Origin of the sequence: Variovorax sp. J22R115 (genome assembly GCF_030317005.1) — a bacterium.
Taxonomy (GTDB): domain Bacteria; phylum Pseudomonadota; class Gammaproteobacteria; order Burkholderiales; family Burkholderiaceae_C; genus Variovorax.
On sequence record NZ_JASZYM010000003.1, the window covers coordinates 39891 to 64901 of the forward strand.

The window sequence follows — 25011 nt, forward strand, 5'->3', positions numbered from 1 at the left end:
ACACCCATGACCGCAGAACTGAAAAGCACGACCGAGGGCAGCACGATGGTGCTCACGCTCTCCAATCCCTCGCAACGCAACGCACTGGGCCCCGAGATGTATGCCGCTGGCATCGAGGCGCTCAATGGCGCCGAGAACAGCGACGAGATCCGCAGCGTGATCCTCGTGGGCGAAGGCAAGTGGTTCTGTGCCGGCGGCTCGCTGCAGCGCCTGTCGGCCAACCGCGACCGCGAGCCGGCGGTGCAGGCCGAGAGCATCGAGGCATTGCATACCTGGGTCGATTCGATCCGCACCTTTCCCAAGCCTGTCATCGCAGCGGTCGAAGGCGCGGCGGCCGGTGCAGGCTTCTCGCTGGCATTGGCCTGCGACTTCGTCGTCTCGGCGCGCGATGCGGTGTTCGCCGCCTCGTACAGCAATGTCGCGCTTTCGCCGGATGGCGGACTGAGCTGGCATCTCGGGCGGGCGCTGCCACGCCAGTTGGCCAGCGAATGGCTCATGCTGGGCGAACGCCTCGATGCGTCCCGCCTGCATGCGCTTGGATTGGTCAACGAGATCACCGAGAGCGGCCAGGCCTTGACTGCTGCACTCGCCATCGCCGGCAAGCTCAACGCCCGAGCGCCGAACGCACTGGCCAGCATCAAGGAACTGCTCAGCGAAGCGCGGGGCACGACGCTCGTTTCGCAGCTGTCGCAGGAGCGCGATCACTTCGTGCGTAATCTGCATCATGCCAACGCTGGCATCGGTATCGCCGCATTCCTCTCGAAGCAGACGCCGCGCTACGAATGACGGGCGCGTCGCTCCCGCGACAACCCCTAGCTTTTCAGTCACCGACAGGACAGTCCATGGACGACCCCATTCTTACCATCGAAGAACGTGAAGCGATCAACGGTGGTCGCTGGTTCTCTTCTCTTTCACCATCACTGCGCCACGACATCCTCCGATGTGCTTTCGTCAAACGCTACAAGGACGGCGAACTGATCGCCGCTCGCGGCGATCCGCCGGAGCAATGGATCGCCTGCGCGAAGGGCGCGGTGCGGGTGAGTTCGACGGCCGTGTCGGGCAAGCAGGTGACGCTGACTTACGTGGAGCCGGGCATCTGGTTCGGCGACGTGGCGATGTTCGATGGGGACAGGCGCACGCACGATGCCTATGCGCATGGCGACTCCACGATCCTCTGCGTCGCGCGTGCGGACTTCCAGAAGATCCTTGCGAATCACGTCGAGCTCTACGAAGCGCTGATGCGCCTGCAGGCACGACGCATTCGCCAGCTGTTCGGACTGGTGGAGGATCTCAACACCCTGCCCTTGCGCGCACGGCTGGCCAAGCAGCTCATCCACCTGGTTCGCAGCTACGGGGTGCCGAGCCTCGCGGACGGCAGTCAGATGCGCATCGGCCTGCATCTCGCTCAGGAAGAACTTGCGCAATTGCTTGGCGCCTCGCGCCAACGCGTCAACCAGGAACTGAAGGCCATGGAGCGCGAAGAAGCGATCCGCATCGAGCCGGGCGGCCTGGTGGTGCTGGACCGCGCCGCACTGATGCGCATCTCCGAAGCAGACGACCAATAAATCCAGAGACATCGAGAGACATGACCCAGGACTTCGACAACTTCGTCGGCACGCGTGCCGTTTCCCAGCAGCACCTCGTCGACATCGATGTGCTGACCGCATGGCTCGAGAAGAATCTCGATGGGTTCAAGGGACCGCTCACGGTCGAGATGTTCAAGGGCGGGCAGTCCAACCCGACCTACAAGCTCATCACGCCCTCGCAAAGCTACGTGATGCGCGCGAAGCCGGGGCCGGTCGCCAAGCTGCTGCCTTCTGCGCACGCAGTCGAGCGCGAGTTCAAGGTCATGAGCGGCCTCGCAGGCACCGATGTGCCGGTTCCGCGGATGTACTGCCTGTGCGAAGACGAAGCCGTGATCGGCCGCGCCTTCTACGTGATGGAGTTCATGGCCGGCCGCGTGCTGTGGGATCAGTCCCTCCCCGACATGGACCACGCCGGGCGCGCCGCCATCTATGACGAGATGAACCGCGTCATCTCGGCGCTGCACACGGTGAAGTTCGCCGAACGCGGCTTGGCCGACTACGGCAAGCCCGGAAACTACTTCGAACGCCAGATCGGACGCTGGAGCAAGCAGTACGTCGCATCGATCACGCAGCCGATCCCCGAGATGGATCGCCTGATGGAGTGGCTGCCGGCCCACATCCCGGCCAGTGCACGCGACGAGAAGATGAGTTCGATCGTGCACGGCGACTTCCGTCTCGACAACCTGATGTTCCACCCCACGGAGCCGCGTGCGATTGCCGTGCTCGACTGGGAACTGTCGACGCTCGGTCATCCGCTGGCCGACTTCAGTTACCACTGCATGGCCTGGCACATCCCGCACGCGATGTCACGCGGCGTCGGCGGCCTCGACCTGAAGAGCCTCGGCATCCCGACGGAGAGCGAATACATCCAGCGCTATTGCGACCGTACCGGCCTGACGACGCCGGAAGCGCTCGCGCCGGACTGGAACTTCTACCTGGCCTACAACCTGTTCCGCATCGCGGCGATTCTGCAAGGCATCGCCAAGCGGGTCGAGGCCGGGACCGCATCGAGCGAACAAGCCGTGGCCTCGGGCCGCGGCGCGCGACCGATGGCCGAAATGGCCTGGCAATTCGCCAAGAAAGCATGATTGGCGCGGCAGCGGCCGCCTGACATTCCACCCACCTGGAGAAGACATGGACTTCGAATACTCGGCCAAAACCAAAGAGCTTCAAAAGCGCGTCAGCGCTTTCATGGAAGACCACATCTACCCCGCCGAGGCCGCGTACTCGGCAGAGTTGGCGGCGAACACCGCCGCCGGCAAGCGCTGGACCGCGCTCGAGACCGTCGAAAAGGTCAAGACCAAGGCCAAGGCCCAGGGTCTGTGGAATCTGTTCCTGCCGGTCGATAGCGCTGCCGCATCGGGCTACGAAGGCGCCGGCCTCACCAACCAGGAATACGCGCCGCTGGCCGAGATCATGGGGCGGGTGCCATGGGCCAGCGAGGCCTTCAACTGCTCGGCGCCCGACACCGGCAATATGGAGACCATCGCACGCTACGGGTCCGACGAGATCAAGTCGCGCTGGCTCAAACCGCTGCTCGAAGGCGAGATCCGCTCGGCCTTCGCCATGACCGAGCCTGATGTAGCGTCCAGCGATGCAACCAACATCTCCACCCGCATCGAACGCCAGGGTGACGAATACGTGATCAACGGCCACAAGTGGTGGATTTCCGGCGCGGCCGATCCCCGGTGCAAGGTCTTCATCACCATGGGCAAGTCGGAGCCCGACGCGCCCCGCCACTCCCAGCAGAGCATGGTCATCGTGCCGGCCGACGCCAAGGGCATCCGCATCGTGCGCCCGCTCAACGTGATGGGCTATGACGACGCGCCTCACGGCCACGTCGAGATGTACTTCGAGAACGTTCGCGTGCCCGTGGGCAACATTCTGCTGGGCGAAGGCCGCGGCTTCGAGATCGCCCAAGGCCGCCTCGGCCCGGGACGGATTCACCACTGCATGCGCCTGATCGGCCTGGCGGAACGCGCGCTCGAACTGATGTGCAAGCGCGCCTCCTCGCGCGTGGCCTTCGGCAAGACCGTCGCATCGCAGACCGTGACGCAGGAACGCATCGCCGAAGCGCGCTGCAAGATCGACATGGCACGCCTGCTGACGCTCAAGGCCGCATGGCTGATGGACGTGGCCGGCAACAAGGTCGCCAAGACCGAGATCGCGATGATCAAGGTGGTCGCACCGAGCATGGCCTGCCAGGTGATCGACTGGGCGATGCAGGTGCACGGCGGCGGCGGCATGTGCGACGACTTCCCGCTCGCCTACGCCTACGCCGGCGCCCGCACGCTGCGTTTCGCGGATGGCCCGGACGAAGTGCACCGCAATGCGATTGCGAAGTGGGAGTTGGGCAAGTACGCACCGTCTAAGGGTGACGAGGCGATGCCGGTCACTCGCTTCTGATTCCGGTTTCCCCGATAAAGGCCGCCCGCACCGCAAGGTGCCGGCGGCATTTTTTACAGCTTCTTTTGCAGAAACATCGCGGAGCCGAACGCGGGATCGAGTTGGTAGTTTGCGAAGCCTTCGCGTTCGTAGGCTCGCAGAGCGCTTTGATTGCCTGACAGCACTTCGAGGGTGAGTTTGCAGGCGCCGCGGCTGCGCGCCTCATCTTCCACGCGGGCCAGCATGCGCTGCGTCACCCGCTGCCCCCGATGACTCGCCAACACGACGACGTCGTGGACGTTGACGAGCGGCTTGCAGGCGAAGGTCGAGAAGCCTTCGATGCAATTGATCAACCCGACGGGTTGCTCGCCGTCGTACGCGAGCACGCTGAAGGCTTGCGGCCGCGCGGCCAGGGCTTTGGGCAGCTCCGCGATCACATCGGCAGATAGCGGCGAGCCCCCACCCGCTGGGTCGCACGCATAGGCATCCAGCAGATCGACAACGGCGCGCGCATGCATGGGATTGCGGTAGTCCGCCATCACGATATCGACCATCGCGCTCAACCCTCCTGGACGGCCGCGACCAGGCGTCGCGCGCAGGCTTCGGCTTGCGCTGCGTCACGCGCTTCCACCATGACGCGCAGCAACGGCTCGGTGCCGCTCGCGCGAATCAGCACGCGTCCCGCGTCACCGAGTTCGGCCTCTGCGCGTTGCGTTTCGGCAGCCAGCGAGGCGTTGGATTTCCAATCCTGTCCTTCGGCGAGACGCACATTGATGAGCGTCTGCGGAAACAGCGTCACCCCCACCAGCAGTTCGGCCACGCTCCGGCCGCTGCGCACGCAAGCTTGCAACACCTGCAACGCGCTCACGATGCCGTCGCCCGTCGTGTGGCGATCGAGCGCGAGCAAATGGCCGGAGCCCTCGCCGCCCAGCAGCCAGCGGCGCTTCTCGAGTTCTTCGAGCACATAGCGGTCACCGACCTTCGCTCGGACGAACTCGATGCCCTGCCCTTTCAGCGCCACCTCGACGGCCTTGTTGGTCATCAGGGTACCCACGACGCCGGCAGGCTTCTCGCCGCGCGCGATGCGCTCCATCGCCATCAGGTACAGGAGTTCGTCGCCATTGAACAGGCGACCGCTCGCGTCGACCAGTTGCAACCGGTCTGCGTCTCCATCGAGTGCGATGCCGTACTCGGCACCTTGGGCCTTGACGGCATCGATCAGCGCCTGCGGATGCGTGGCGCCGAAGCCCTTGTTGATGTTCAGGCCGTCGGGCGCACAGCCGATGCTCGTCACCTCGGCGCCCAGTTCATGGAACACGGATGGAGCCACCTGATAGGCCGCACCGTGGGCCGCGTCGATGACGAGCTTGTGGCCGCGCAGGGTCAGGTCGTTCGCGAAGGTGCTCTTGCAGAACTCGATGTAGCGCCCCGGCGCATCGTTGAGGCGCCGCGCCTTGCCCAGGGTCTTGGAGTCGACCCACACCGGTGGCTCCTTCAGGGCTGCCTCGACGGCCAGTTCCCATTCATCGCTGAGCTTGGTGCCGTGGGCGCTGAAGAACTTGATTCCGTTGTCCGGATAAGCGTTGTGGCTTGCACTGATGACCACGCCCAGGCTCGCACGCTGAGCGCGCGTGAGATAGGCCACGCCCGGCGTTGGCAGCGGACCGAGCAGCACCACGTCCACACCCGCGGAGTTGAAGCCCGACTCCAGCGCCGATTCGAGCATGTACCCGGAAATGCGCGTGTCCTTGCCGATCAACACGGTCGGGCGCGATTCCGTCTTCTTCAGCACACGGCCCACGGCGTGCGCGAGACGCAGTACGAAATCGGGAGTGATGGGCGGCTGCCCGACCGTTCCACGAATGCCGTCGGTTCCGAAATATTCTCTTGTCATTGATCTGATACCTGTTGTTGTTGTTTCATCGCGTGCCATACCGCCAACGCGGCAACGGTTTCGCGCACATCGTGCACGCGCAGGATCGCCGCGCCCTGCTCGACGGCCAGCACGGCCGCGGCCACGCTGGGCACCAGGCGTTCGCCTGCTACCTCGATGCCGGTGACTGCGCCAAGCGAAGACTTGCGTGACCATCCGGCCAGGACAGGCCAGCCCGAGACCAGCAACTCGCCCTGGCGTGCGAGCAAAGCGAAATTCTGAGCCACGGTCTTGCCGAAGCCAATGCCCGGATCGAGCACGATGCGGGACGCATCGACGCCAAGCTCCAGCAGCGCCTGAGCCCGCTCGTCCAGGAATGCGCGCACCGCCGGAACCACATCGCCCAGCATCGGAGCCGTCTGCATGGTCTGGGGATCGCGGTGCATGTGCATCAGGCAGACACCGCAAGCGGGATGAGCGGCGACCGCCTGCAGGGCGCCCGGCTGGCGCAACGCCCAGATGTCGTTGACGATGTCCGCACCGAGGTCCAGCACGGCGCGCATCACTTCGGGCTTGTAGGTGTCGACGGAGATGGGCACCTGAAGCTTCACCGCCTCGCGCACCACCGGCAGCACCCGCGCCAGTTCAGCTTCGAGAGGTACGGCCGGGCTGCCCGGGCGCGTTGATTCGCCGCCGATGTCCAGAATGTCCGCGCCCTCGTCGATCAATTGCGCGCAATGACGCACGGCGGCCTCGGTCGAGGCGTGTTCTCCCCCGTCGGAGAACGAATCGGGAGTGACGTTGACGATGCCCATCACCCTCGGCTCTGCCAGATCGATGGCGAAGCGCGCGGTGCGCCAGATCGCCGTCATGCCTCACCCCCACGAAAAAACGGGGCCACAGGCCCCGTTGATTGCCAAAGCATCATGCTCAGGCCACGGTCGGCGCCGGATCGGGATTCACCGCCGGCGTTCCGCCACTGCCGCCGCCGCTGCCCGAGGGCGGAATGCGTGGGGTCCAATCCTTGGGCGGACGCGGCGCGCGGCCGGCCATGATGTCGTCGAGCTGCTCGGTATCGATGGTCTCCCATTCGAGCAAGGCCTTCGCCATCGCGTGCATCTTGTCGCTGTTCTCTTCGATCAGGCGGCGCGCCAGCGCGTACTGTTCGTCGATGATGCGGCGTACCTCGGCATCGACCTTCTGCATGGTCGACTCACTCATGTTGGTGGTCTTGGTGACCGAGCGGCCCAGGAACACTTCGCCTTCGTTCTCGGCATAGACCATCGGGCCCAGCGATTCGGTCATGCCGTAGCGCATCACCATGTCCCGGGCGATCTGGGTGGCACGCTCGAAGTCGTTGCTGGCACCGGTGGTCATCTGGTGCATGAACACCTCTTCGGCGATGCGGCCGCCGAACAGCATGCTGATCTGGTTCAGCATGTATTCGCGGTCGTAGCTGTAGCGGTCCTGCGCAGGCAGGCTCATGGTCACGCCGAGGGCGCGGCCGCGCGGGATGATCGTCACCTTGTGGACCGGGTCGCACTTGGGCAGCAGCTTGCCGATCAGCGCGTGACCGGACTCGTGATAGGCCGTGTTGCGGCGCTCTTCCTCAGGCATGACCATGCTCTTGCGCTCGGGACCCATGAAGATCTTGTCCTTGGCCTTCTCGAAGTCCTGCATCTCGACGACGCGGGCATTGCGGCGGGCCGCCATCAGCGCGGCTTCGTTGCACAGGTTGGCCAGGTCGGCGCCCGACATGCCGGGCGTACCGCGCGCGATGATGCTGGGGTTCACGTCCTGGCCCAGCGGCACCTTGCGCATGTGGACGTTGAGGATCTGCTCGCGGCCGCGGATGTCCGGCAGCGTCACGTACACCTGGCGGTCGAAACGACCCGGGCGAAGCAGTGCGGCGTCGAGGATGTCCGGACGATTGGTTGCTGCCACCACGATCACGCCGAGGTTGGTCTCGAAACCGTCCATCTCGACCAGCATCTGGTTGAGAGTCTGCTCGCGCTCGTCGTTGCCGCCGCCGAGGCCGGCGCCACGCTGACGGCCGACCGCGTCGATTTCATCGATGAAGATGATGCAGGGGGCGTTCTTCTTGGCGTTCTCGAACATGTCGCGCACACGGGCAGCGCCCACGCCGACGAACATTTCCACGAAGTCCGAACCGGAGATGGAGAAGAACGGGACCTTGGCTTCGCCGGCGATGCTCTTCGCGAGCAAGGTCTTGCCGGTGCCAGGAGGGCCGACCAGCAACAGGCCGCGCGGAATGCGGCCGCCGAGCTTCTGGAACTTGGCCGGGTCCTTCAGGAAGTCGACAACTTCCTTCACCTCTTCCTTGGCCTCGTCGCAGCCCGCGACATCGGCGAAGGTGACCTGGTTGCTGTTCTCGTCGAGCATGCGGGCCTTGCTCTTGCCGAAGCTGAACGCACCGCCCTTGCCGCCGCCCTGCATCTGCCGCATGAAGTAGACCCAGACGCCGATCAGCAGCAGCATCGGTCCCCAACTCACGAGCAGCGTCATGAGAAGCGAGCCCTCTTCGCGCGGCTTGACGTCGAATTTGACGTTGTTGGCGATCAGGTCGCCGACCAGGCCGCGGTCGAGGTACGTGGCCGTCGTCCGGATCTTGCGGTCGTCATTGGTGATCGCGACGATCTCGCTGCCGCCTTGGCCTTCCTGGATCGTGGCGCTCTTGATGCGGTTGTTGCGAACTTCCTCGAGGAAGTCGGAATAGCCGATGTTGCCTGCACCGGCAACGCCGCGGGTGTCGAACTGCTTGAACACAGTGAACAACACCATCGCTATGACGAGCCAGACGGCAACTTTAGAAAACCACTGATTGTTCAAACGAAGCTCCAGTCGAAAGCGCGTGGTATGAAAAACAAAAACGCGCTGTGGGCACGCAATTGGCGACCATTTTAGGCTTTTCAACCCGCGAAACAGCCTGATTTCCCTATAGCAGCCATAGGGTGCAAGCGGTTTTAGGTACGACCGTGGGAAGAAAGTCGAGTATCAATTCGTATCCGTTGCCCTGAGGCCGATGCCCACCATGAAGGTTTCGGAAGACTTGTCGCGGGAAGCCTTGGGCTTGATCGGCTTCACAATGCGGAAATTGTCCTTGAAAAGCTTCGTCAGCTCGCTGTAGCCACTGCCGTGGAACAACTTGGCGACCAGCGCCCCTTCAGGCTTCATGTGGTGGTGCGCGAACTCGATCGCAAGCTCGATCAGGTGCGAGACACGCGCGGCGTCCGCGGATGCGATGCCGGACAGGTTGGGTGCCATGTCGGACACGACCACATCGGCCAGCCGGCCGCCCATTGCCTGGGTCAGCCGTTCCAGCACGTCGGCTTCGCGGAAGTCGCCCTGGAGGAAGGTCACGCCCTCGATCGGCTCCATGGGCAGGATGTCGAGCGCGATGATGGTTCCTGCCAACTCGCCCGCGGCTGCACCGCCGGGCGACATGCGGCGCCGGACGTACTGGCTCCAAGCGCCGGGCGTCGAGCCCAGGTCGACGACCAGATGCCCAGGCTTGATCAGCCCGAGCGTCTCGTCGATCTCCTTCAGTTTGTAGGCGGCCCGGGCTCGATAGCCCTCTCGCGTGGCCAGTTTGACGTACGGGTCGTTGATGTGATCATGCAGCCACGCCTTGTTGACCTTCTTGCTTTTCGGTTTGGGATTCATTGACGCTCGATAATACGGGGATGCCCGCCATTCAACTTACCCCTGCGCAGCGCAAGGTGCACCGCTCCGAAGCGCACCATCTGGACCCGATCGTCATGATCGGCGGCGACGGGCTGACGCCGGCCGTCAAGAAAGAAGCCGACGCCGCGCTCAAGGCCCACGGCCTGATCAAGGTGCGTGTGTTTTCCGACGACCGGACTGCCCGCGAAGCCATGCTCCAGACTCTGGCCGACGAACTGGACGCCGCGCCGATCCAGCACATCGGCAAGCTGCTCGTCCTCTGGCGGCCCATTCCCGAAAAGGAAAGGGAAATTGACGAAGACCGCATGCCCGGTCCGCGCGATGTCAAAGTCATCAAGTACAGCAAGCGTGCGGGGCAGCGCCCCGAAATCAAGACCTTGCGCGTTCTTGGCAACCAGCGCTTGACGCCGGGCGGCACGATCAAGCGCGCCAAGGCCCGCAAGCCGCTGTCAGTCAAGAAGCGGCGCCAGGCGGATTGAGGATGCCGAGCGAGACAGCGGCTGGACCGCAGCAGCGGCACATCCTGTGCATGAAGTGGGGCACGAAATACGGGCCCGACTACGTCAATCGGCTCTACGCAATGGTCCGCCGCCATCTGAGTGGCGAGTTCAAGTTCGTGTGCCTGACCGACGACAGCAACGGCATCCGCAGCGAAGTGGAGTGCTTTCCGATCCCGCCCCTGGACCTCGAACTGGCACCGGGACAAGTCGACCGCGCATGGAAGAAACTGACCACCTTCGAGCAGGATCTTCACGGCCTGCGAGGCACGGCGCTCTTTGTCGACCTCGATGTGGTGGTGGTGGGCAGCCTGGACGAATTCTTCGAGTACCGGGGCGAATTCCTGATCATCCACGACTACGAGCGCCCTTGGCGGCGTCGGCGCATCACAGGCAACTCGTCGGTGTACCGCTTCGAACTGGGCGCCCATCCCGACGTGCTGGCCCATTTCCGCCAGAACATGGACGCCGTGCAGGCCGAGTTCCGCAACGAGCAGACCTACCTGTCGGACTTCATGTACCGCAAAGGCAAGCTTGCCTACTGGCCCGAGGCATGGTGCCCGAGCTTCAAGTACCACGGGATTCCGACCTGGCCGACCAACTACTGGCGCGAGCCTTTCGTGCCGGAAGGCGCCAAGATCATGGTCTTTCACGGGGAATGCAACCCGCCAGACGCACTGGCGGGGCGACGCAACCGGCGCTTCCGCTTCATCCGGCCGGCGCGCTGGATCACGCGGTTCTGGAAGGCCTGATCAGGCCTGGCGGCGTCCCATGCGCCAAAGCAGGACGCCGGCACACACCCACTGACCGAGGTACATGGCACTCCCCAGCGAGTGCCAGAGCCTGAGGTTCTCGCGCGCCAGGATTCGCGGCGCGACGGCATATTGCTGCAACAGTGCCAGCAACAGCGCCGTGATGATCAAGAAAATTGCAGCCCGCGCCGGCCCCTCGACGCGGTCGCCGCCTTGTGCCCGGAAATGAACCAGAAGCACCAGGCCGCAAACCAGGGCCACCCAAGTCTGCGCCGCGAACAGCTGCCCGGCGAAATTGCCAGCAACGGCCGGGCTGCCGAGTCGGGCGAAAAGCATCGGCACCACGAGGAATCCGATCGTCGTCAGGCTGCCCCACCAGAAGGCGGCGAGCAACAGGGCGATGCGGTCCTTCATGGCCCCTGCCGGATCAGAGATAGCTGACAGCGACGATCTCATAGCGCTTGATGCCGCCCGGCGCCTGCACTTCCGCGGTATCGCCCTCTTCCTTGCCGATCAATGCGCGCGCGATGGGGCTGGAGACGTTGATCAAGCCCAGCTTCAAGTCGGCTTCATCCTCGCCGACGATCTGGTATTTGACGGCTTCGCCCGACTTCTCGTCCTCGAGTTCGACGGTCGAGCCGAACACGACCTTGCCACCCGCGTCGAGCGCGGCCGGGTCGATGATCTGCGCCGCCGAAAGCTTGCCTTCGATGTCCTGGATACGGCCTTCGATGAAGCCCTGGCGATCCTTGGCAGCTTCGTACTCGGCGTTTTCGCTCAGGTCGCCCTGAGCGCGGGCTTCGGCGATCGAGTTGATGACCCACGGGCGATCGACGGTCTTGAGTCGTTGCAGTTCTTCGCGCAGCTTTTCTGCGCCACGCTTGGTGATGGGAATGGTGGCCACGTTGTTGCTCCAGAAAGCGAAACCGCCGAACGCTGCCGTTCGGCGGTCGATGGGAGTGAAAAGATCAGACGAGCTGGCGTCCGGTCAGCCGGCTCAGGATGGCGAGCGGGCTCGAATCGGGATTGTATTGCCTCGCAGCGGGCAAGTGCAGGGTCTGCTCGAGCATGTACTGGCCCGACATGACGGCGTGCGAAGTCTGGTCGGAAAAGCAGACCCACACCGACCCGGCCGGGAACGCCACGGTCTGCTGGTCGGCGTTCTTCTGGTAGTCCAGGTCGGATTTCATGCCGTCGTGCAATTGCAGCATGAGATGGTCGTACTCGCTGCGCAGCGACTTGGTGACGCGGAGCGCCCGCAGCATCCGCGCCTGCCAGCGCGAATAGGGCTTGGTGCGCGGCAAAAAGCGCCGTGCGACGGTCTCGAAAGGCTCGCCGACCCGCCAAACGCGCGGCGCGCCTTCGGGGTTGGCGTTGGTGAAGACGCGCAGGATCCGCTCGCCGTAGTTGGGGCGCGAAGGAAAGGCGTCGATGTGCAAACGCCGATCATCGGCCCGCCATGACTGCACACGGGTTTCGACCTGCGCGGGCCGGTAGCTGGTCGGCGCCAGCCGCAGCGCAGGCGTGTAATGCGGCAGCAGGCCATAGATCAGCTGCTGCGCCTGCGCGCGGAACCGCCCGACCATTGCCGCGACGGCGCGCTGCCGCTCCTCGTCCCCTGCCACGCCCTTGATGCGCCCATTCGCATCCAGGCTGATATTGCGGACGTCGGGCGACAAGACGACCGGCGACAGCAGCGCCCGTTCTTCCGGCAGCAACTCGAACCCGAGGCGCGGAAAGTAGAGCACTTTCCCGGCCTCCAGCGCGGCGATCCATGCCTCGTTCGGCACGGCGCCGCTCCAGTCGGCCAGGTCGAGTTCGACGAGCTGCGATTCCATCTTTTTGCCGCTACGCGAGCGCGAGCTGCGCGTGCATTTCCTGAATAGAGATGACGTCCAGGTCTTTCATGTGCCGCATGCCTTCGACCGCAGCTTCGGCGCCGAAGATCGTCGTGAAGGTGGTCACACGCGCCAGCAGCGCCGAGGTGCGAATCTGACGCGAATCAGCGATCGCGTTGCGACGTTCTTCCACCGTGTTAATGACCAGCGCAATCTCGTTGTTCTTGATCATGTCGACGATGTGAGGACGGCCTTCGGTGACCTTGTTGACGACGGCGCAGGCGATGCCAGCGGTCTGGATCGCTGCCGCGGTGCCCTTGGTGGCGATGAGCTCGAAGCCCAGCGTGGCCAGGCCGCGCGCAACTTCCACCGCGCGCGGCTTGTCGTTGTTCTTCACCGAGATGAAGACACGGCCGGACTTCGGCAGGTGCGTGCCCGCACCCAGCTGCGACTTCACGAAGGCTTCGCCGAAGGTCTTGCCCACGCCCATCACCTCGCCGGTCGATTTCATTTCGGGACCGAGGATGGTGTCGACGCCAGGAAACTTGACGAACGGGAACACCGCCTCCTTCACGCTGAAATACGGCGGCGTGACTTCCTTCGTGACGCCCTGCGAAACCAGCGACTGGCCGGCCATGCAGCGCGCAGCCACCTTGGCAAGCTGGATGCCCGTCGCCTTGCTCACGTAGGGCACCGTGCGCGATGCGCGCGGATTCACTTCGAGCACATAGATCACGTCCTGGCCGTCCTTCTCCTGGATCGCGAACTGCACGTTCATGAGGCCGACCACGTTCAGCGCCTTGGCCATGGCGGCACTCTGGCGCTTGAGTTCGGCGATCGTCTCAGCCTTGAGGCTGTACGGCGGCAGCGAGCAGGCGGAGTCGCCCGAGTGCACGCCAGCCTGTTCGATGTGCTCCATCACGCCGCCGATGAGGGTGTTGCCCTCGGCATCGCGCAGGCAGTCGACGTCGCACTCGACGGCATCGTTCAGGAAGCGGTCCAGCAGCACCGGCGAATCATTGCTGACCTTGACGGCCTCGCGCATGTAGCGCTCCAGGTCGCGCTGCTCGTGCACGATTTCCATCGCACGTCCGCCCAGCACGTAGCTGGGGCGCACCACCAGCGGATAGCCGAGTTCGGCCGCCTTTTCGAGCGCCTCGGGCTCGGTTCGCGCGGTCGCGTTCGGCGGCTGACGCAGCTTCAGTTCATGCAACAGCTTCTGGAAGCGTTCGCGGTCTTCGGCTGCGTCGATCATGTCGGGGCTGGTGCCGATGATCGGCACGCCATTGGCTTCCAGGTCGAGTGCGAGCTTGAGCGGCGTCTGGCCGCCGTACTGCACGATCACGCCCGTGGGCTTTTCCTTGTCGACGATCTCGAGCACGTCTTCGAGCGTGAGGGGCTCGAAGTACAGGCGATCGCTGGTGTCGTAGTCGGTCGAGACGGTCTCGGGGTTGCAGTTGACCATGATGGTCTCGTAGCCGTCCTCGCGCATCGCGAGCGCGGCATGCACGCAGCAGTAGTCGAACTCGATGCCCTGGCCGATGCGGTTGGGACCGCCGCCGAGCACCATGATCTTCTTCTTGTTCGTCGGTTCGGCTTCGCACTCGTCCTCGTAGGTCGAGTACATGTAGGCGGTGTTGGTGGCGAACTCGGCCGCGCAGGTGTCGACGCGCTTGTACACCGGGCGCACGCCCAGTGCACGGCGCTTTTCGCGGATCGCGGTGTCGGTGGTCTTCAGTTGGCGCGCGAGGCGGCGATCGGAGAAGCCCTTCTTCTTGAGCGCGAGCAGCGTGTCGCGGTCGATATCGTCGAGCGACTTGGTTTCGAGCTCGAGTTCGATCTTCACGATCTCCTCGATCTGCACCAGGAACCACGGATCGATCTTGGTCAGCGCGAACACTTCGTCCACGCTCAGGCCCATGGCGAAGGCGTCGCCGACGTACCAGATGCGGTCCGGGCCGGGCTCGCCGAGTTCCTTCTCGAGAACCTCGCGGTCCTGCGTCTTCTCGTTGAGACCGTCGACGCCGACTTCCAGACCACGAAGCGCTTTCTGGAACGACTCCTGGAAGGTGCGGCCCATGGCCATCACTTCACCGACCGACTTCATCTGCGTCGTCAGGCGCGAATCGGCCTGCGGGAATTTCTCGAAGGCAAAGCGCGGGATCTTGGTGACCACGTAATCGATGCTGGGCTCGAAACTCGCGGGCGTGGCGCCGCCGGTGATTTCGTTGCGCAGTTCGTCGAGCGTGTAGCCGACGGCCAGCTTGGCCGCGACCTTGGCGATCGGGAAGCCGGTGGCCTTGGAGGCCAGCGCGGACGAACGCGAGACACGCGGATTCATCTCGATGACGACCATGCGGCCGTCCTTCGGATTGATGGAGAACTGCACATTCGATCCGCCGGTGTCGACGCCGATCTCGCGCAGCACAGCCAGCGAGGCGTTGCGCAGGATCTGGTATTCCTTGTCCGACAGCGTCTGCGCGGGCGCGACCGTGATCGAGTCACCGGTGTGCACGCCCATGGGGTCGAGGTTCTCGATCGAGCAGACGATGATGCAGTTGTCGGCCTTGTCGCGCACGACTTCCATCTCGTACTCTTTCCAGCCGAGCAGCGATTCTTCGATCAGCAGTTCGTTGGTCGGCGAGGCTTCCAGGCCGCGCTTGCAGATGGTCTCGAACTCTTCCGGGTTGTACGCAATGCCGCCGCCCGTGCCGCCGAGCGTGAAGCTGGGACGGATCACCACCGGGAAACCGACGGTCTTCTGCACCGCCCAGGCTTCGTCCAGCGAATGGGCGATGCCCGAACGCGCCGAGCCCAGACCGATCTTGGTCATCGCGTCCTTGAACTTCAGGCGGTCCTCGGCCTTGTCGATGGCCTCGGGCGTCGCGCCGATCAGCTCGACCTTGTACTTGTCGAGCACGCCGTTGCGCCAGAGGTCGAGCGCGCAGTTGAGCGCCGTCTGTCCGCCCATTGTCGGCAGGATCGCGTCGGGACGCTCCTTGGCGATGATCTTCTCGACCGTCGGCCAGGTGATCGGCTCGATGTAGATGACGTCGGCCGTGGCCGGGTCGGTCATGATCGTCGCGGGATTGCTGTTGATCAGGATGACCTTGTAGCCCTCCTCGCGCAGCGCCTTGCAGGCTTGCACGCCGGAGTAGTCGAACTCGCAGGCTTGGCCGATGATGATCGGGCCGGCGCCGATGATGAGGATGCTCTTGAGGTCTGTGCGCTTAGGCATTCTTCTGTCCTTCTTTGTGACTTTGCATGAGTGCCGTGAAGCGGTCGAACAGGTAGCCGATGTCGTGCGGACCCGGCGATGCCTCGGGGTGGCCCTGGAAGCAGAAGGCCGGCTTGTCGGTGCGTGCCAGGCCTTGCAGCGTGTTGTCGAACAGGCTGATGTGCGTGGGCCGCAGGTTGGCGGGCAAGGTCTTTTCGTCGACGGCAAAGCCGTGGTTCTGGCTGGTGATGCTCACGCGGCCGTTGTCGAGGTCCTTCACGGGATGGTTCGCGCCGTGGTGGCCGAACTTCATCTTGAAGGTCTTCGCGCCCGAGGCGAGCGCCATGATCTGATGGCCCAGGCAGATGCCGAAGACCGGGATGCCGGTCTCGATCAACTGGCGCGTGGACTCGATCGCATAGTCGCAGGGCTCCGGGTCACCCGGGCCGTTGGCGAGGAAGATGCCGTCGGGTCGCAGCTTGAGCACGTCGGCCGCGGGCGTCTGTGCCGGCACGACGGTGATGCGCGCACCGCGTTGGGCGATCATGCGCAGGATGTTCTTCTTGACGCCGTAGTCGAAGGCCACGACGTGGAACTTCGGCGTGATCTGCACGCCGTAGCCGGAACCGAGCTTCCACTCGGTCTGCGTCCATTCGTAGGTTTCCTTGACTGACACGACCTTGGCGAGGTCGAGGCCCGCCATGCTGGGCGCGGCCTTGGCGGCGGCGATGGCCTTGTCGATCAACGCCTGAGTCGCCGTTTCGCCTTCGGCCAAGCCGAGGATGCAGCCGTTCTGTGCGCCCTGCGTGCGCAGATGGCGGGTGAGCTTGCGCGTGTCGATGTTGGCGATGGCGACCGTGTTGCCCCGCACGAGGTATTCGTTCAGCGTGGCGGTCTTTCGGAAATTGGACGCGACGAGGGGCAGGTCCTTGATGATCAGGCCCGCGGCATGGATCTTGTCGGCCTCGATGTCTTCCTCGTTGACGCCGTAATTGCCGATATGCGGGTACGTGAGCGTCACGATCTGCTGGCAATAGCTCGGGTCGGTCAGGATTTCCTGGTAACCGGTCATGGCGGTGTTGAACACCACTTCGCCAGTCGTGACGCCGTTGGCGCCGATCGAGTTGCCGAGAAAGACCGTGCCGTCTGCGAGCGCCAGGATGGCGGGCGGGAATTTTCCCTTGAGAGACAAAAGCACTGGGATCTCCGGATGGATGACGCCCAAAGCGAACCCAAGATATGACTTTGGGCTGCGACTCTCGTCGAGGAGTTGGCTTGCGTGCGCTGAGGGCGGGGTGTGAGCGGGAAAGCCCTTGATTATAGCCGGCAGTCGCTCACAAGCTGGCCCCAGCCGCGCTTGCATGCAAGCAAATCGCCGCTGCCGCCGCGACGTTGAGCGACTCCTCGCCGCCTGGCTGTGCAATGCGAACGTGCCGGGTCGCGCGCGCCTCCAGGGCGGCGGAAACGCCCTGACCTTCGTGCCCCATCAGCCAGGCGCAGGGGTGGGGCAAGGTGGTGCGGTGCAGCCAGTCGCCGCGGTGCGAACTGGTGGCGATCCAGGGGACGGCCAAGGCATCCAGCGCGTCCAGTTCCACGCCTTCGATCAAGCGCAGCCCGAAATGGGCGCCCATGCCGGCGCGCAGCACCTTGGGCGCCCAAAGTGCCGCCGTGCCCTTGAGGGCGATGATCTGAGTGAATCCGAACGCTGCGGCGCTGCGCAGGATCGAGCCAACATTGCCGGCGTCCTGCAGGCGATCGAGGACGACGGTCGGTGCGGCCGGTTCGATTCCGGGGCGTTCGGGCAGGTCCAGCACGAAACCCATGGGCGCGGGTGATTCCAGGCCACTCACGCCGGCCAGCAAGGCATCCGGCAGCACTACCGTCTTGGTTATCGCACCGCCCCATTCGTGGCGCGCCGTAGGCCACAGCGATTCGGCAAAGACGGCGACAGCCGGCCGCACGCCGCGTTCGCGGGCGGCGCGGCACAGGTGGTCGCCTTCGAGCCAGATGCGGCCCGCCTTGCGGTAGGCACCCGGCTCGTGGGCCAGCTTGCGCAATTCCTTGAGAAGCGGGTTGTCGCGAGATGTGACGTGGCTGACATCGCCGGAGGTCATGGTGAGATCCGCGTTTCGATGGTGGTCACTTGGACCACCATGGATTCCGCCACCATGGCGGGTTCAGCCTGGCCCGCCATCCTGGAAAGAGCCGCCGCCACGGGACTGAAGGATTTGCGATGGTGCACGCAGGCGCCATGGCGCAGCAGCGCTTCGAGATGCTCGGGTGTGCCATAGCCCTTGTGCCCGGCAAAGCCGTAATGCGGAAATTCGACGTGCAACTGCTCACACAGCCTGTCCCGATGCACTTTCGCCAGGATCGAAGCGGCAGAAATCGCCTTGATGCGGGCATCGCCCTTGACGATGGCCTCCGCCAGCACGTCGAGCGTCGGCAGCCGGTTGCCGTCGACCAGCACTTTGGCCGGCTTCAGGCGCAGGCCTTCGACCGCGCGCCGCATGGCCAGCATCGTGGCCTGGAGGATGTTGTGGGTGTCGATCTCCTCGACGCTCGCCTGCGCGACCGAGCAGCACAGGGCCTTGGCCAGAATTTGGTCATTGAGGCGTTCGCGCTGCAGCGCAGTCAGCGTCTTCGAATCGGCAAGCCCGCGGATGGGTCGCTGGTCGTCCAGGATCACGGCCGCAGCGACGACCGGCCCCGCCAGCGGCCCGCGACCGGCTTCGTCGACTCCGGCCACCAAACCAGGCGCGTCCCACACGAGCGTTGCCTGTTCAGCCTTCAAGAACTTTCTGGATCGCATCGGCGCACAGTGTGGGCGTATCGCGCAGCAATTCGGCATGCAGCGCGCAAAAACGTTGTTGCAAGGCGTGAACCTTGTCGGGAGCGGCGAGCCACTCCAGCGTGGCGTCGGCGAGTGCTTGTGGCGTCGCGGCGTCCTGGAGCACCTCAGGAACGACGAACTCGCCGGAGAGGATGTTCGGCAAGCCGACCCAGGGCTGGAGTTGCTTGTGGCGCATCACCAGATTCCAGGTCAGCGAATTCATGTGGTACGAGATGACCATCGGCCGCTTGAAGAGCGCCGCCTCCAGTGTGGCGGTGCCACTCGCGATCAAGGTGACATCGCAGGCGGCCAGCGCGGCGTGCGACCGGCCATCGAGCAAGGTCACACGCCCGGTCATCCCTGCGGCCTCCAGCGCCTGTTCCACGTCAGCGCGGAGATTCGGCAGCACCGGCGCGATGAACTGGAGCGACGGCTGCGCCTTCATCATCAGTGCCGCCGCCGCAAAGAACCTTGAAGCGATATGCCGCACCTCGGAGCGCCGGCTGCCGGGGAGCAGCGCCACGACCGTGGCGTCGCCGTCGATGCCCAGCGCCACGCGGGCGGCAGCCTGGTCCGGCACCATCGGGATCACGTTGGCCAGCGGGTGGCCGACATAGCTGGCCGCGACGCCGTGCTTTGCCAGCAATTCGGGCTCGAAGGGGAAGATGCACAGCACGTGATCGGCCGCTGCGCGCAGCTTTTCGACGCGCTCCGGACGCCAAGCCCAGATGGAAGGACAGACGAAATGAGCCGTCCTGATGCCGCGGCTTCGCAGGCCGGCCTCGAGATCCAGGTTGAAATCGGGCGCATCGACGCCGATGAAGATGTCCGGCGACTCGCGAAGAAGCCGCGCCTTCAACTGCCGCCGGATGCCCGCAATCTCCGCGTAGTGCCGCAGCACCTCGACGTAGCCACGCACCGCGAGCTTCTCTTGCGGCCACCAGCTTTCGAAGCCGCGAGAAAGCATCTGGGGTCCGCCGATGCCTGCGGCCTTCATGGTGGGCCAACGCGCCTGCAGCCCGTCGAGCATCAAGCCCGCGAGCAGGTCGCCCGAAGCCTCGCCGGCGACCAGCGAAAACTGCCGCTGCGTTTCAGACATGGGGCAACTCAGCGCGCAATGCCGCGCGTGGCACTGGCGAGAAATTCACTCATCATCGCGACGTCAGCCGCCGATCCGGGCACTTCGGCAGCGAGTGCCTTGATCGCAGTACGAGCCTCGTCCAGCGTCTTGCCCTGGCGGTACAAGAGCCGGTGCATCTGCTTCACAGCCGCAATCCGTGCCGGCGAGAACTCGCGTCGCCGCAAGCCGACCAGGTTGAATCCGCGCACGGCGAGAGGATTGCCGTCCACCAACATGAAGGGCGGTACGTCCTGCGAGACCGCGCTGGCAAAACCGAGCATGGCATGGGCGCCGACCGACACGAATTGGTGGATGCCGGTCAGCCCGCCCACTGTCACCCAGTCGGCCAGGTGCACATGGCCGGCCAGCGTCGTGTTGTTGGCCAGCGTGGTGTGGTCATCGACGCGGCAGTCGTGCGCGATGTGCGTGTAGGCCATGATCCAGTTGTCGTTGCCCACCCGCGTGACACCGCCCGCGCCGGGCACGCCGATATTGAAGGTGCAGAACTCGCGGATCGTGTTGCGATCGCCGATCACCAGCTTGGTGGGCTCGCCGGCGTACTTTTTGTCCTGCGGCACCGCACCCAGCGATGCGAATTGGAAGATCCGGTTGTCGCGCCCGATGGTGGTCCTGCCCTCGATCACGCAGTGCGCGCCAATCGTGGTGCCGGCGCCGACCCGAACGTGCGGGCCGATCACGGCATAGGGACCGACACTCACCGTCGGGTCGAGTTCGGCCTGGGGGTCGACGATGGCCGTCGAATGAATCAGGGTCATGCCAGCAGGTTCAGTTGATCTGGCGCATGGCGCACATCAACGTGGCTTCGCAGGCCAGTTCGGCGCCCACCAGCGCGCGCCCCTTGAACTTGGAAATGCCAGCCTTCATGCGCTCGATCTCGACTTCGAGCGTCAGCTGGTCGCCGGGTTCGACCGGCCGCTTGAAGCGCGCCCCGTCGATGGCTGCAAAGTAGTAGATGGTGTTGTCGTCCGGAACGATGTCCAGCGAACGGAAGGACAGGAGCGCGGCCGCCTGCGCCATCGCTTCGAGCATCAGGACGCCCGGCATGACCGGGCGATGCGGGAAATGGCCATTGAAGAACGGCTCATTCATCGTCACGTTCTTGATCGCGGTAATGCGCTTGCCTTTTTCCATATCCAGCACTCGGTCCACCAGAAGGAACGGATAACGATGAGGCAGCAGCTTCAGGATTTGATGGATATCGAGCGTGGTCGTCATGATTTCTTGTCCTGCATTGTCATTTTCTCCAGCGCCTTCAGGCGCTCGCGAAGACCGTGCAGTTGCTTGAGCGTGGCTGCATTCTTTTCCCAGGCGGCATTGTCGTCGATGGGAAACACGCCAGTGTAGTGGCCAGGTTTGTGAATGGAACGGGTGACCAGGGAGGTGGATGAAATGTGCACGTGGTCGGCAATCGTTAAATGGCCCAAGACCCCTGCGCGGCCGCCGAATGTGCAATACGCGCCAATCGTTGCGCTGCCCGCAACGGCTACGCAACCCGCCATTGCGGTGTGCTTGCCGATGCGCACGTTGTGGCCGATCTGGATGAGATTGTCGAGCTTGACGCCGTCTTCGATCACGGTGTCGTCCAGAGCGCCGCGATCGATGCAGGTGTTGGCCCCGATCTCGACGTCGTCGCCGATGCGCACGCCGCCGAGTTGCTCGATCTTGACCCAAGCGCCTTCATGCGGCGCGAGCCCGAAACCATCGGCGCCAATGACGACGCCGGGATGCAGCAGGCAGCGTGCGCCGATGACGCAGTCTTCACTAACCGTCACGCCCGATTTCAGGACTGTGTCGGCGCCGATGCGCACTCCGCGCTCGATGACGCACAGGGCTCCTATGCGGGCAGTCGGATCGATCGAAGCGTCCGGATCGATCACGGCGCTGGGGTGGATCCGGGCCGCTTCAGGCTTGGCATGGGCCTTCTTCCAGAGCTGTGTCAGCCGGGCGAAGTACAGATAGGGATCGGGCGCAACGATGAACGCGCCGCGTTCGGCCGCAGCTTCCCGCATTGCCAACGACACGATGACGCAACCCGCCCGCGACTCCGCGAGTTCCTTGCGGTATTTCGGATTGCTCAGGAAGCTGATCGAATCAGGCTGCGCCGTCGAAAGCGGCGCCAGCCGCTCGATCGACAAAGCCGCGTCGCCCTGAAGCTCGCCCCCGAGGGCCTCGATGATTGCGCCTAGCCGCAGTGCCACGCCGATTTGCGGCGCTACTTGCCGCCGGCAGAAGTCGACGCGTTCAGCGCCTTGATCACCTTCTCGGTGATGTCATGCTTGGGGTTGATGTAGATCGCTTCCTGCAGGATCGCGTCGTACTTTTCAGCCTCAGCCACTTGCTTGACCACACGGTTCGCACGCTCGTAGACCTGCTGGAGCTCTTCGTTCTTGCGTGCGTTCAGGTCTTCCTGGAACTCCCGGCGACGGCGCTGGAATTCACGATCCTGGTCGACCAGGGCGCGCTGGCGTGCGACGCGCTGGGTTTCGGAAAGGGTGGGCGCCTCGCGCTCGAACCGCTCGGAAGCAGCCTTCAATGCCTCGCCCAGCGCCGTCAGATCCTTCTCGCGCTTGAGGAACTCGGCCTCCAGCTTGGCCTGAGCAGCCTTCGCGGGCTGGGCTTCACGCAATACGCGATCCGGATTGACGAAGCCGATGCGGAAGGTTTCCTGCGCATGGACGGACGCACCCGCAGCCATGAACGCGGGAATCAGCAACGCACCGGCGACGCGGAGCAATGGGGTCATTAGAAAGTGGTTCCGATCTGGAATTGCAGGCGTTGGATTCTATCCTTCGTGATCGGACTCAGCGGATCGCTGAAGTCTTCCTTCTGGTAGACGACCGGGAAAGCATAGGCCAGGCGCAGCGGCCCCAGCGGCGAAATCCAGCTGATGCCGATGCCGACGGAGGCCCGCAGCTTCTTGATCGCATCCCACTGCTTGTCGGTCGAGAAGGTATCGCGGTCCGCCCACACGTTGCCGACGTCGAAGAAGCCGTAGAGGCGAAGCGTCCGGTCATTGCCGGCACCGGGGAACGGCGTGCTCACCTCGGCGTTGAAGACGGCCTTCTTCGTGCCACCGATGGCGGCGCCCTCGGTCTGCCCCAGCAGCGGAATGTCACGCGGACCGAGCGAGTTCTGCTCGAAGCCACGCACCGAACCCAGACCACCGGCATAGAAGTTCTTGAAGATCGGGTACGGCTTGTCGCCGTAGGCCTTGGCATAGCCCACTTCGCTATTGATCGCGAAGGTGTACTGCTTATTGATGGGGAAGAACTGCTGGTACTGGTAACTACCCTTGTAGTACTTCATGTCCCCGCCCACCCCGACTTCGAGGTTGGCACGTTGCAGACGACCACGGGTCGGGATCAGCGCACTGTCGCGATCGTCGCGCGACCATCCGACGGACAGCGGAACGCCCCACACCGAATCGTCCTGGCAGGCGACCAACCCCAGTTCGTTGGTGTTGCAATTGAAATACCTGCGGTAGGACTCCGGCGTCAGTCCGGAGATATTGCTGCCGGGACTGAAGCTGTAGCGCTCGAGACCGGCACCAAAGAAGACCGTGTCCACTTCGCTGAACGGAACGCCGAAACGAATGGTGCCGCCTTCGTTGACGAGCTTGTAGTCGCCGTCGACGGTGTAATACGGCCGCGTGGTCGTGCTGTAGATGCTGAAGCTACGCGAGATGCCCTCTTTCGTGAAATAGGGATCCGTGGTGGTCAGCGAGAGCGTGCGGTTGTATTTGCTGGTGTTGACCTGCACCCCGAGGTAGTTGCCCGAGCCGAACACGTTCTCCTGCGAAATGCCGAACGTCAGGCTCACCTTGTCGGCACTGGAGAAACCGGCGCCCAGTTGAAGCGATCCGGTCGGCTTTTCCGTCACATTGACGGAGAGGTCGACCTGGTCCGGCGTGCCAGGCACTTCCTGCGTATCGACATTCACTTCCGTGAAGAAGCCGAGCCGGTCGACGCGATCGCGGGAGAGCTTGATCTTGTCTCCGTCGTACCAGGCGGCCTCGTACTGGCGGAACTCGCGCCGGATCACTTCGTCGCGCGTGCGGTTGTTTCCGCCGACCGCGATGCGCCGCACGTACACGCGACGGCCGGGGTCCCCGCTGATGGTCAGCGCAACGCGATTGTTGACGCGATCGACTTCCGTATCGACCGCCACGCGCGCAAAGGCAAAGCCGAAGGAGCCGAAATAGTCGGTGAAGGCGCGAATCGTCTCCGTAACCTGCTCGCCGTTGTAGGGCTCGCCCGGCTGGATCGTCACGAGCGACTTGAACTCGTCTTCGCGCCCCAGGAAATTGCCGTTGAGCTTGACGCCCGAGACCACGAACTTCTCGCCTTCGGTGATGTTCACGGTCACGGAGAGGTCTTGCCGGTCCGGCGAGATGGCGACTTGCGTCGAGTCGATGTGGAACTCGAGATAGCCGCGCGTGAGGTAGTACGAGCGCAGCGTCTCCAGGTCGGCATTGAGCTTGGCGCGCGAATACTGGTTGGACTTGGTGTACCAGCTGAGCCAGCCGCCGCTGTCCTGGTCGAAGAGGCTGAGCAGCGTGGACTCGCTGAAGTCCTTGTTGCCGGCGATGTGGACCTCACGAATGCGCGCAGCCTCGCCTTCCGTCACGGTGAAAGTCAGGTTGACCCGGTTGCGCTCGATAGGGGTCACGGTGGTCACGACCTGTGCGTTGTACAGGCTGCGGCTCACGTACTGGCGCTTGAGTTCCTGCTCGGCGCGGTCGGCCAGGGCCTTGTCGTAAGGCCGGCCGTCGGCGAGGCCGACTTCACGCAATGCCTTCTGCAGCACCGCCTTGTCGAATTCCTTGGTGCCGACGAAGTCCACGTCGGCGACGGTCGGCCGCTCCTCGACGATCACCACCAGCACATTGCCGTTGACGTCGATGCGCACATCCTTGAAAAGTCCCAGATCGAACAGTGCCCGGATCGCTGCCGATCCGCGCTCGTCGCTGTAGGTGTCACCCACACGGAAAGGCAGCGAGGCGAAGATCGTTCCCGGCTCCACGCGCTGAAGGCCTTCGACGCGGATGTCGCGCACCGTGAAAGGCTCGACGGCCCAGGCTGCCGTGGCTGCAAGTGCGCTAACCACCACCGCGGCGACGCTGCGCAGTCGAAAGCGACTGAATGTTGTGTTCATCTGTGAAATTGCACCGGCGCGGAAGGGGCC

23 protein-coding genes and 1 pseudogene are annotated in these 25011 nt (G+C 64.1%); 6 read left to right on the top strand and 18 right to left on the bottom strand.

Annotated elements, in window-relative coordinates; genetic code table 11:
• Nucleotides 1-6 precede the first annotated feature (6 nt).
• Genes QTI04_RS05570 through QTI04_RS05585 form a run of 4 tightly spaced genes read left to right on the top strand, consistent with a single transcriptional unit; the run spans nt 7 to nt 3992 of the window.
• Nucleotides 7-786 carry an oxepin-CoA hydrolase, alternative type gene (locus QTI04_RS05570; protein ID WP_286614483.1) on the top strand — a complete coding sequence of 260 codons (780 nt, stop codon included), beginning with the start codon at nt 7-9 and terminating at the stop codon, nt 784-786.
• 56 nt (nt 787-842) lie between these two features.
• Nucleotides 843-1565: a Crp/Fnr family transcriptional regulator gene (locus QTI04_RS05575; protein WP_286599004.1), complete on the top strand. Its 723-nt coding sequence runs from the start codon at nt 843-845 to the stop codon at nt 1563-1565.
• A 20-nt stretch (nt 1566-1585) separates the two neighbouring features.
• Nucleotides 1586-2674, top strand: coding sequence for a phosphotransferase (locus QTI04_RS05580; protein ID WP_286614484.1), 1089 nt, complete (start codon nt 1586-1588; stop codon nt 2672-2674).
• 46 nt (nt 2675-2720) lie between these two features.
• Nucleotides 2721-3992 carry an acyl-CoA dehydrogenase family protein gene (locus QTI04_RS05585; protein ID WP_286599006.1) on the top strand — a complete coding sequence of 424 codons (1272 nt, stop codon included), beginning with the start codon at nt 2721-2723 and terminating at the stop codon, nt 3990-3992.
• 53 nt (nt 3993-4045) lie between these two features.
• Here QTI04_RS05585 and QTI04_RS05590 read toward each other — a convergent pair whose 3' ends face one another.
• From QTI04_RS05590 to QTI04_RS05610, 5 genes are all read right to left on the bottom strand, one after another.
• Entirely contained in the window at nt 4046-4525 is a 480-nt protein-coding gene (locus tag QTI04_RS05590; RefSeq protein ID WP_286614485.1) for a GNAT family N-acetyltransferase, read from the bottom strand.
• Between the two features lie 5 nt (nt 4526-4530).
• Nucleotides 4531-5865: a phosphoglucosamine mutase gene (gene glmM / locus QTI04_RS05595; protein WP_286614486.1), complete on the bottom strand. Its 1335-nt coding sequence runs from the start codon at nt 5863-5865 to the stop codon at nt 4531-4533.
• On the bottom strand, nt 5862-6716 hold the full coding sequence (folP, locus tag QTI04_RS05600; protein WP_286599008.1) for a dihydropteroate synthase: 855 nt from the start codon (nt 6714-6716) through the stop codon (nt 5862-5864). Before folP ends, glmM begins: the two co-directional genes overlap by 4 nt.
• A gap of 58 nt (nt 6717-6774) precedes the next feature.
• Nucleotides 6775-8694: an ATP-dependent zinc metalloprotease FtsH gene (ftsH, locus tag QTI04_RS05605; RefSeq protein WP_286599009.1), complete on the bottom strand. Its 1920-nt coding sequence runs from the start codon at nt 8692-8694 to the stop codon at nt 6775-6777.
• A 165-nt stretch (nt 8695-8859) separates the two neighbouring features.
• Nucleotides 8860-9528, bottom strand: coding sequence for an RlmE family RNA methyltransferase (locus tag QTI04_RS05610; protein ID WP_286614487.1), 669 nt, complete (start codon nt 9526-9528; stop codon nt 8860-8862).
• Nucleotides 9529-9548: 20 nt separating this feature from the next.
• Here QTI04_RS05610 and QTI04_RS05615 point away from each other — a divergent pair, with 20 nt between their 5' ends.
• Nucleotides 9549-10028: a YhbY family RNA-binding protein gene (locus tag QTI04_RS05615; RefSeq protein ID WP_286566427.1), complete on the top strand. Its 480-nt coding sequence runs from the start codon at nt 9549-9551 to the stop codon at nt 10026-10028.
• A 2-nt stretch (nt 10029-10030) separates the two neighbouring features.
• Nucleotides 10031-10798: a glycosyltransferase gene (locus QTI04_RS05620; protein WP_286614488.1), complete on the top strand. Its 768-nt coding sequence runs from the start codon at nt 10031-10033 to the stop codon at nt 10796-10798.
• Here QTI04_RS05620 and QTI04_RS05625 read toward each other — a convergent pair whose 3' ends face one another.
• The 13 genes and pseudogenes from QTI04_RS05625 to bamA all read right to left on the bottom strand — a co-directional run bounded on the left by QTI04_RS05625 (nt 10799) and on the right by bamA (nt 24981).
• Nucleotides 10799-11212 (bottom strand): DUF4149 domain-containing protein, encoded by a 414-nt coding sequence (locus QTI04_RS05625; protein ID WP_286614489.1) that lies wholly within the window; start codon nt 11210-11212, stop codon nt 10799-10801.
• A 13-nt stretch (nt 11213-11225) separates the two neighbouring features.
• Nucleotides 11226-11702 carry a transcription elongation factor GreA gene (greA, locus tag QTI04_RS05630; protein WP_286599014.1) on the bottom strand — a complete coding sequence of 159 codons (477 nt, stop codon included), beginning with the start codon at nt 11700-11702 and terminating at the stop codon, nt 11226-11228.
• A gap of 64 nt (nt 11703-11766) precedes the next feature.
• Nucleotides 11767-12636: a Kdo hydroxylase family protein gene (locus QTI04_RS05635; RefSeq protein ID WP_286614490.1), complete on the bottom strand. Its 870-nt coding sequence runs from the start codon at nt 12634-12636 to the stop codon at nt 11767-11769.
• A 10-nt stretch (nt 12637-12646) separates the two neighbouring features.
• Nucleotides 12647-15874, bottom strand: coding sequence for a carbamoyl-phosphate synthase large subunit (gene carB / locus QTI04_RS05640; protein WP_286599016.1), 3228 nt, complete (start codon nt 15872-15874; stop codon nt 12647-12649).
• Entirely contained in the window at nt 15867-17051 is a 1185-nt protein-coding gene (gene carA, locus QTI04_RS05645; RefSeq protein WP_286599017.1) for a glutamine-hydrolyzing carbamoyl-phosphate synthase small subunit, read from the bottom strand. Before carA ends, carB begins: the two co-directional genes overlap by 8 nt.
• Nucleotides 17052-17187: 136 nt before the next feature.
• Entirely contained in the window at nt 17188-17967 is a 780-nt protein-coding gene (locus QTI04_RS05650) for an RNA methyltransferase (protein ID WP_286614491.1), read from the bottom strand.
• An 80-nt stretch (nt 17968-18047) separates the two neighbouring features.
• Nucleotides 18048-18665, bottom strand: a pseudogene (gene rnhB, locus QTI04_RS05655) (ribonuclease HII); the annotation flags it as partial.
• A complete protein-coding gene (lpxB, locus tag QTI04_RS05660; RefSeq protein WP_286614492.1) occupies nt 18637-19785 on the bottom strand; it encodes a lipid-A-disaccharide synthase in 1149 nt (382 codons plus the stop codon). The gene lpxB and the pseudogene rnhB, both read right to left, overlap by 29 nt.
• Nucleotides 19786-19793: 8 nt before the next feature.
• A complete protein-coding gene (lpxA, locus tag QTI04_RS05665) occupies nt 19794-20582 on the bottom strand; it encodes an acyl-ACP--UDP-N-acetylglucosamine O-acyltransferase (protein ID WP_286614493.1) in 789 nt (262 codons plus the stop codon).
• A gap of 10 nt (nt 20583-20592) precedes the next feature.
• Nucleotides 20593-21042, bottom strand: coding sequence for a 3-hydroxyacyl-ACP dehydratase FabZ (gene fabZ / locus QTI04_RS05670; protein ID WP_286599021.1), 450 nt, complete (start codon nt 21040-21042; stop codon nt 20593-20595).
• Complete coding sequence (gene lpxD / locus QTI04_RS05675; protein WP_286599024.1) at nt 21039-22025, bottom strand: UDP-3-O-(3-hydroxymyristoyl)glucosamine N-acyltransferase; 987 nt, start codon at nt 22023-22025, stop codon at nt 21039-21041. Before lpxD ends, fabZ begins: the two co-directional genes overlap by 4 nt.
• Before the next feature lie 14 nt (nt 22026-22039).
• Nucleotides 22040-22570, bottom strand: coding sequence for an OmpH family outer membrane protein (locus QTI04_RS05680; protein ID WP_286614494.1), 531 nt, complete (start codon nt 22568-22570; stop codon nt 22040-22042).
• Complete coding sequence (gene bamA / locus QTI04_RS05685; RefSeq protein ID WP_286599027.1) at nt 22570-24981, bottom strand: outer membrane protein assembly factor BamA; 2412 nt, start codon at nt 24979-24981, stop codon at nt 22570-22572. Before bamA ends, QTI04_RS05680 begins: the two co-directional genes overlap by 1 nt.
• Nucleotides 24982-25011 lie beyond the last annotated feature (30 nt).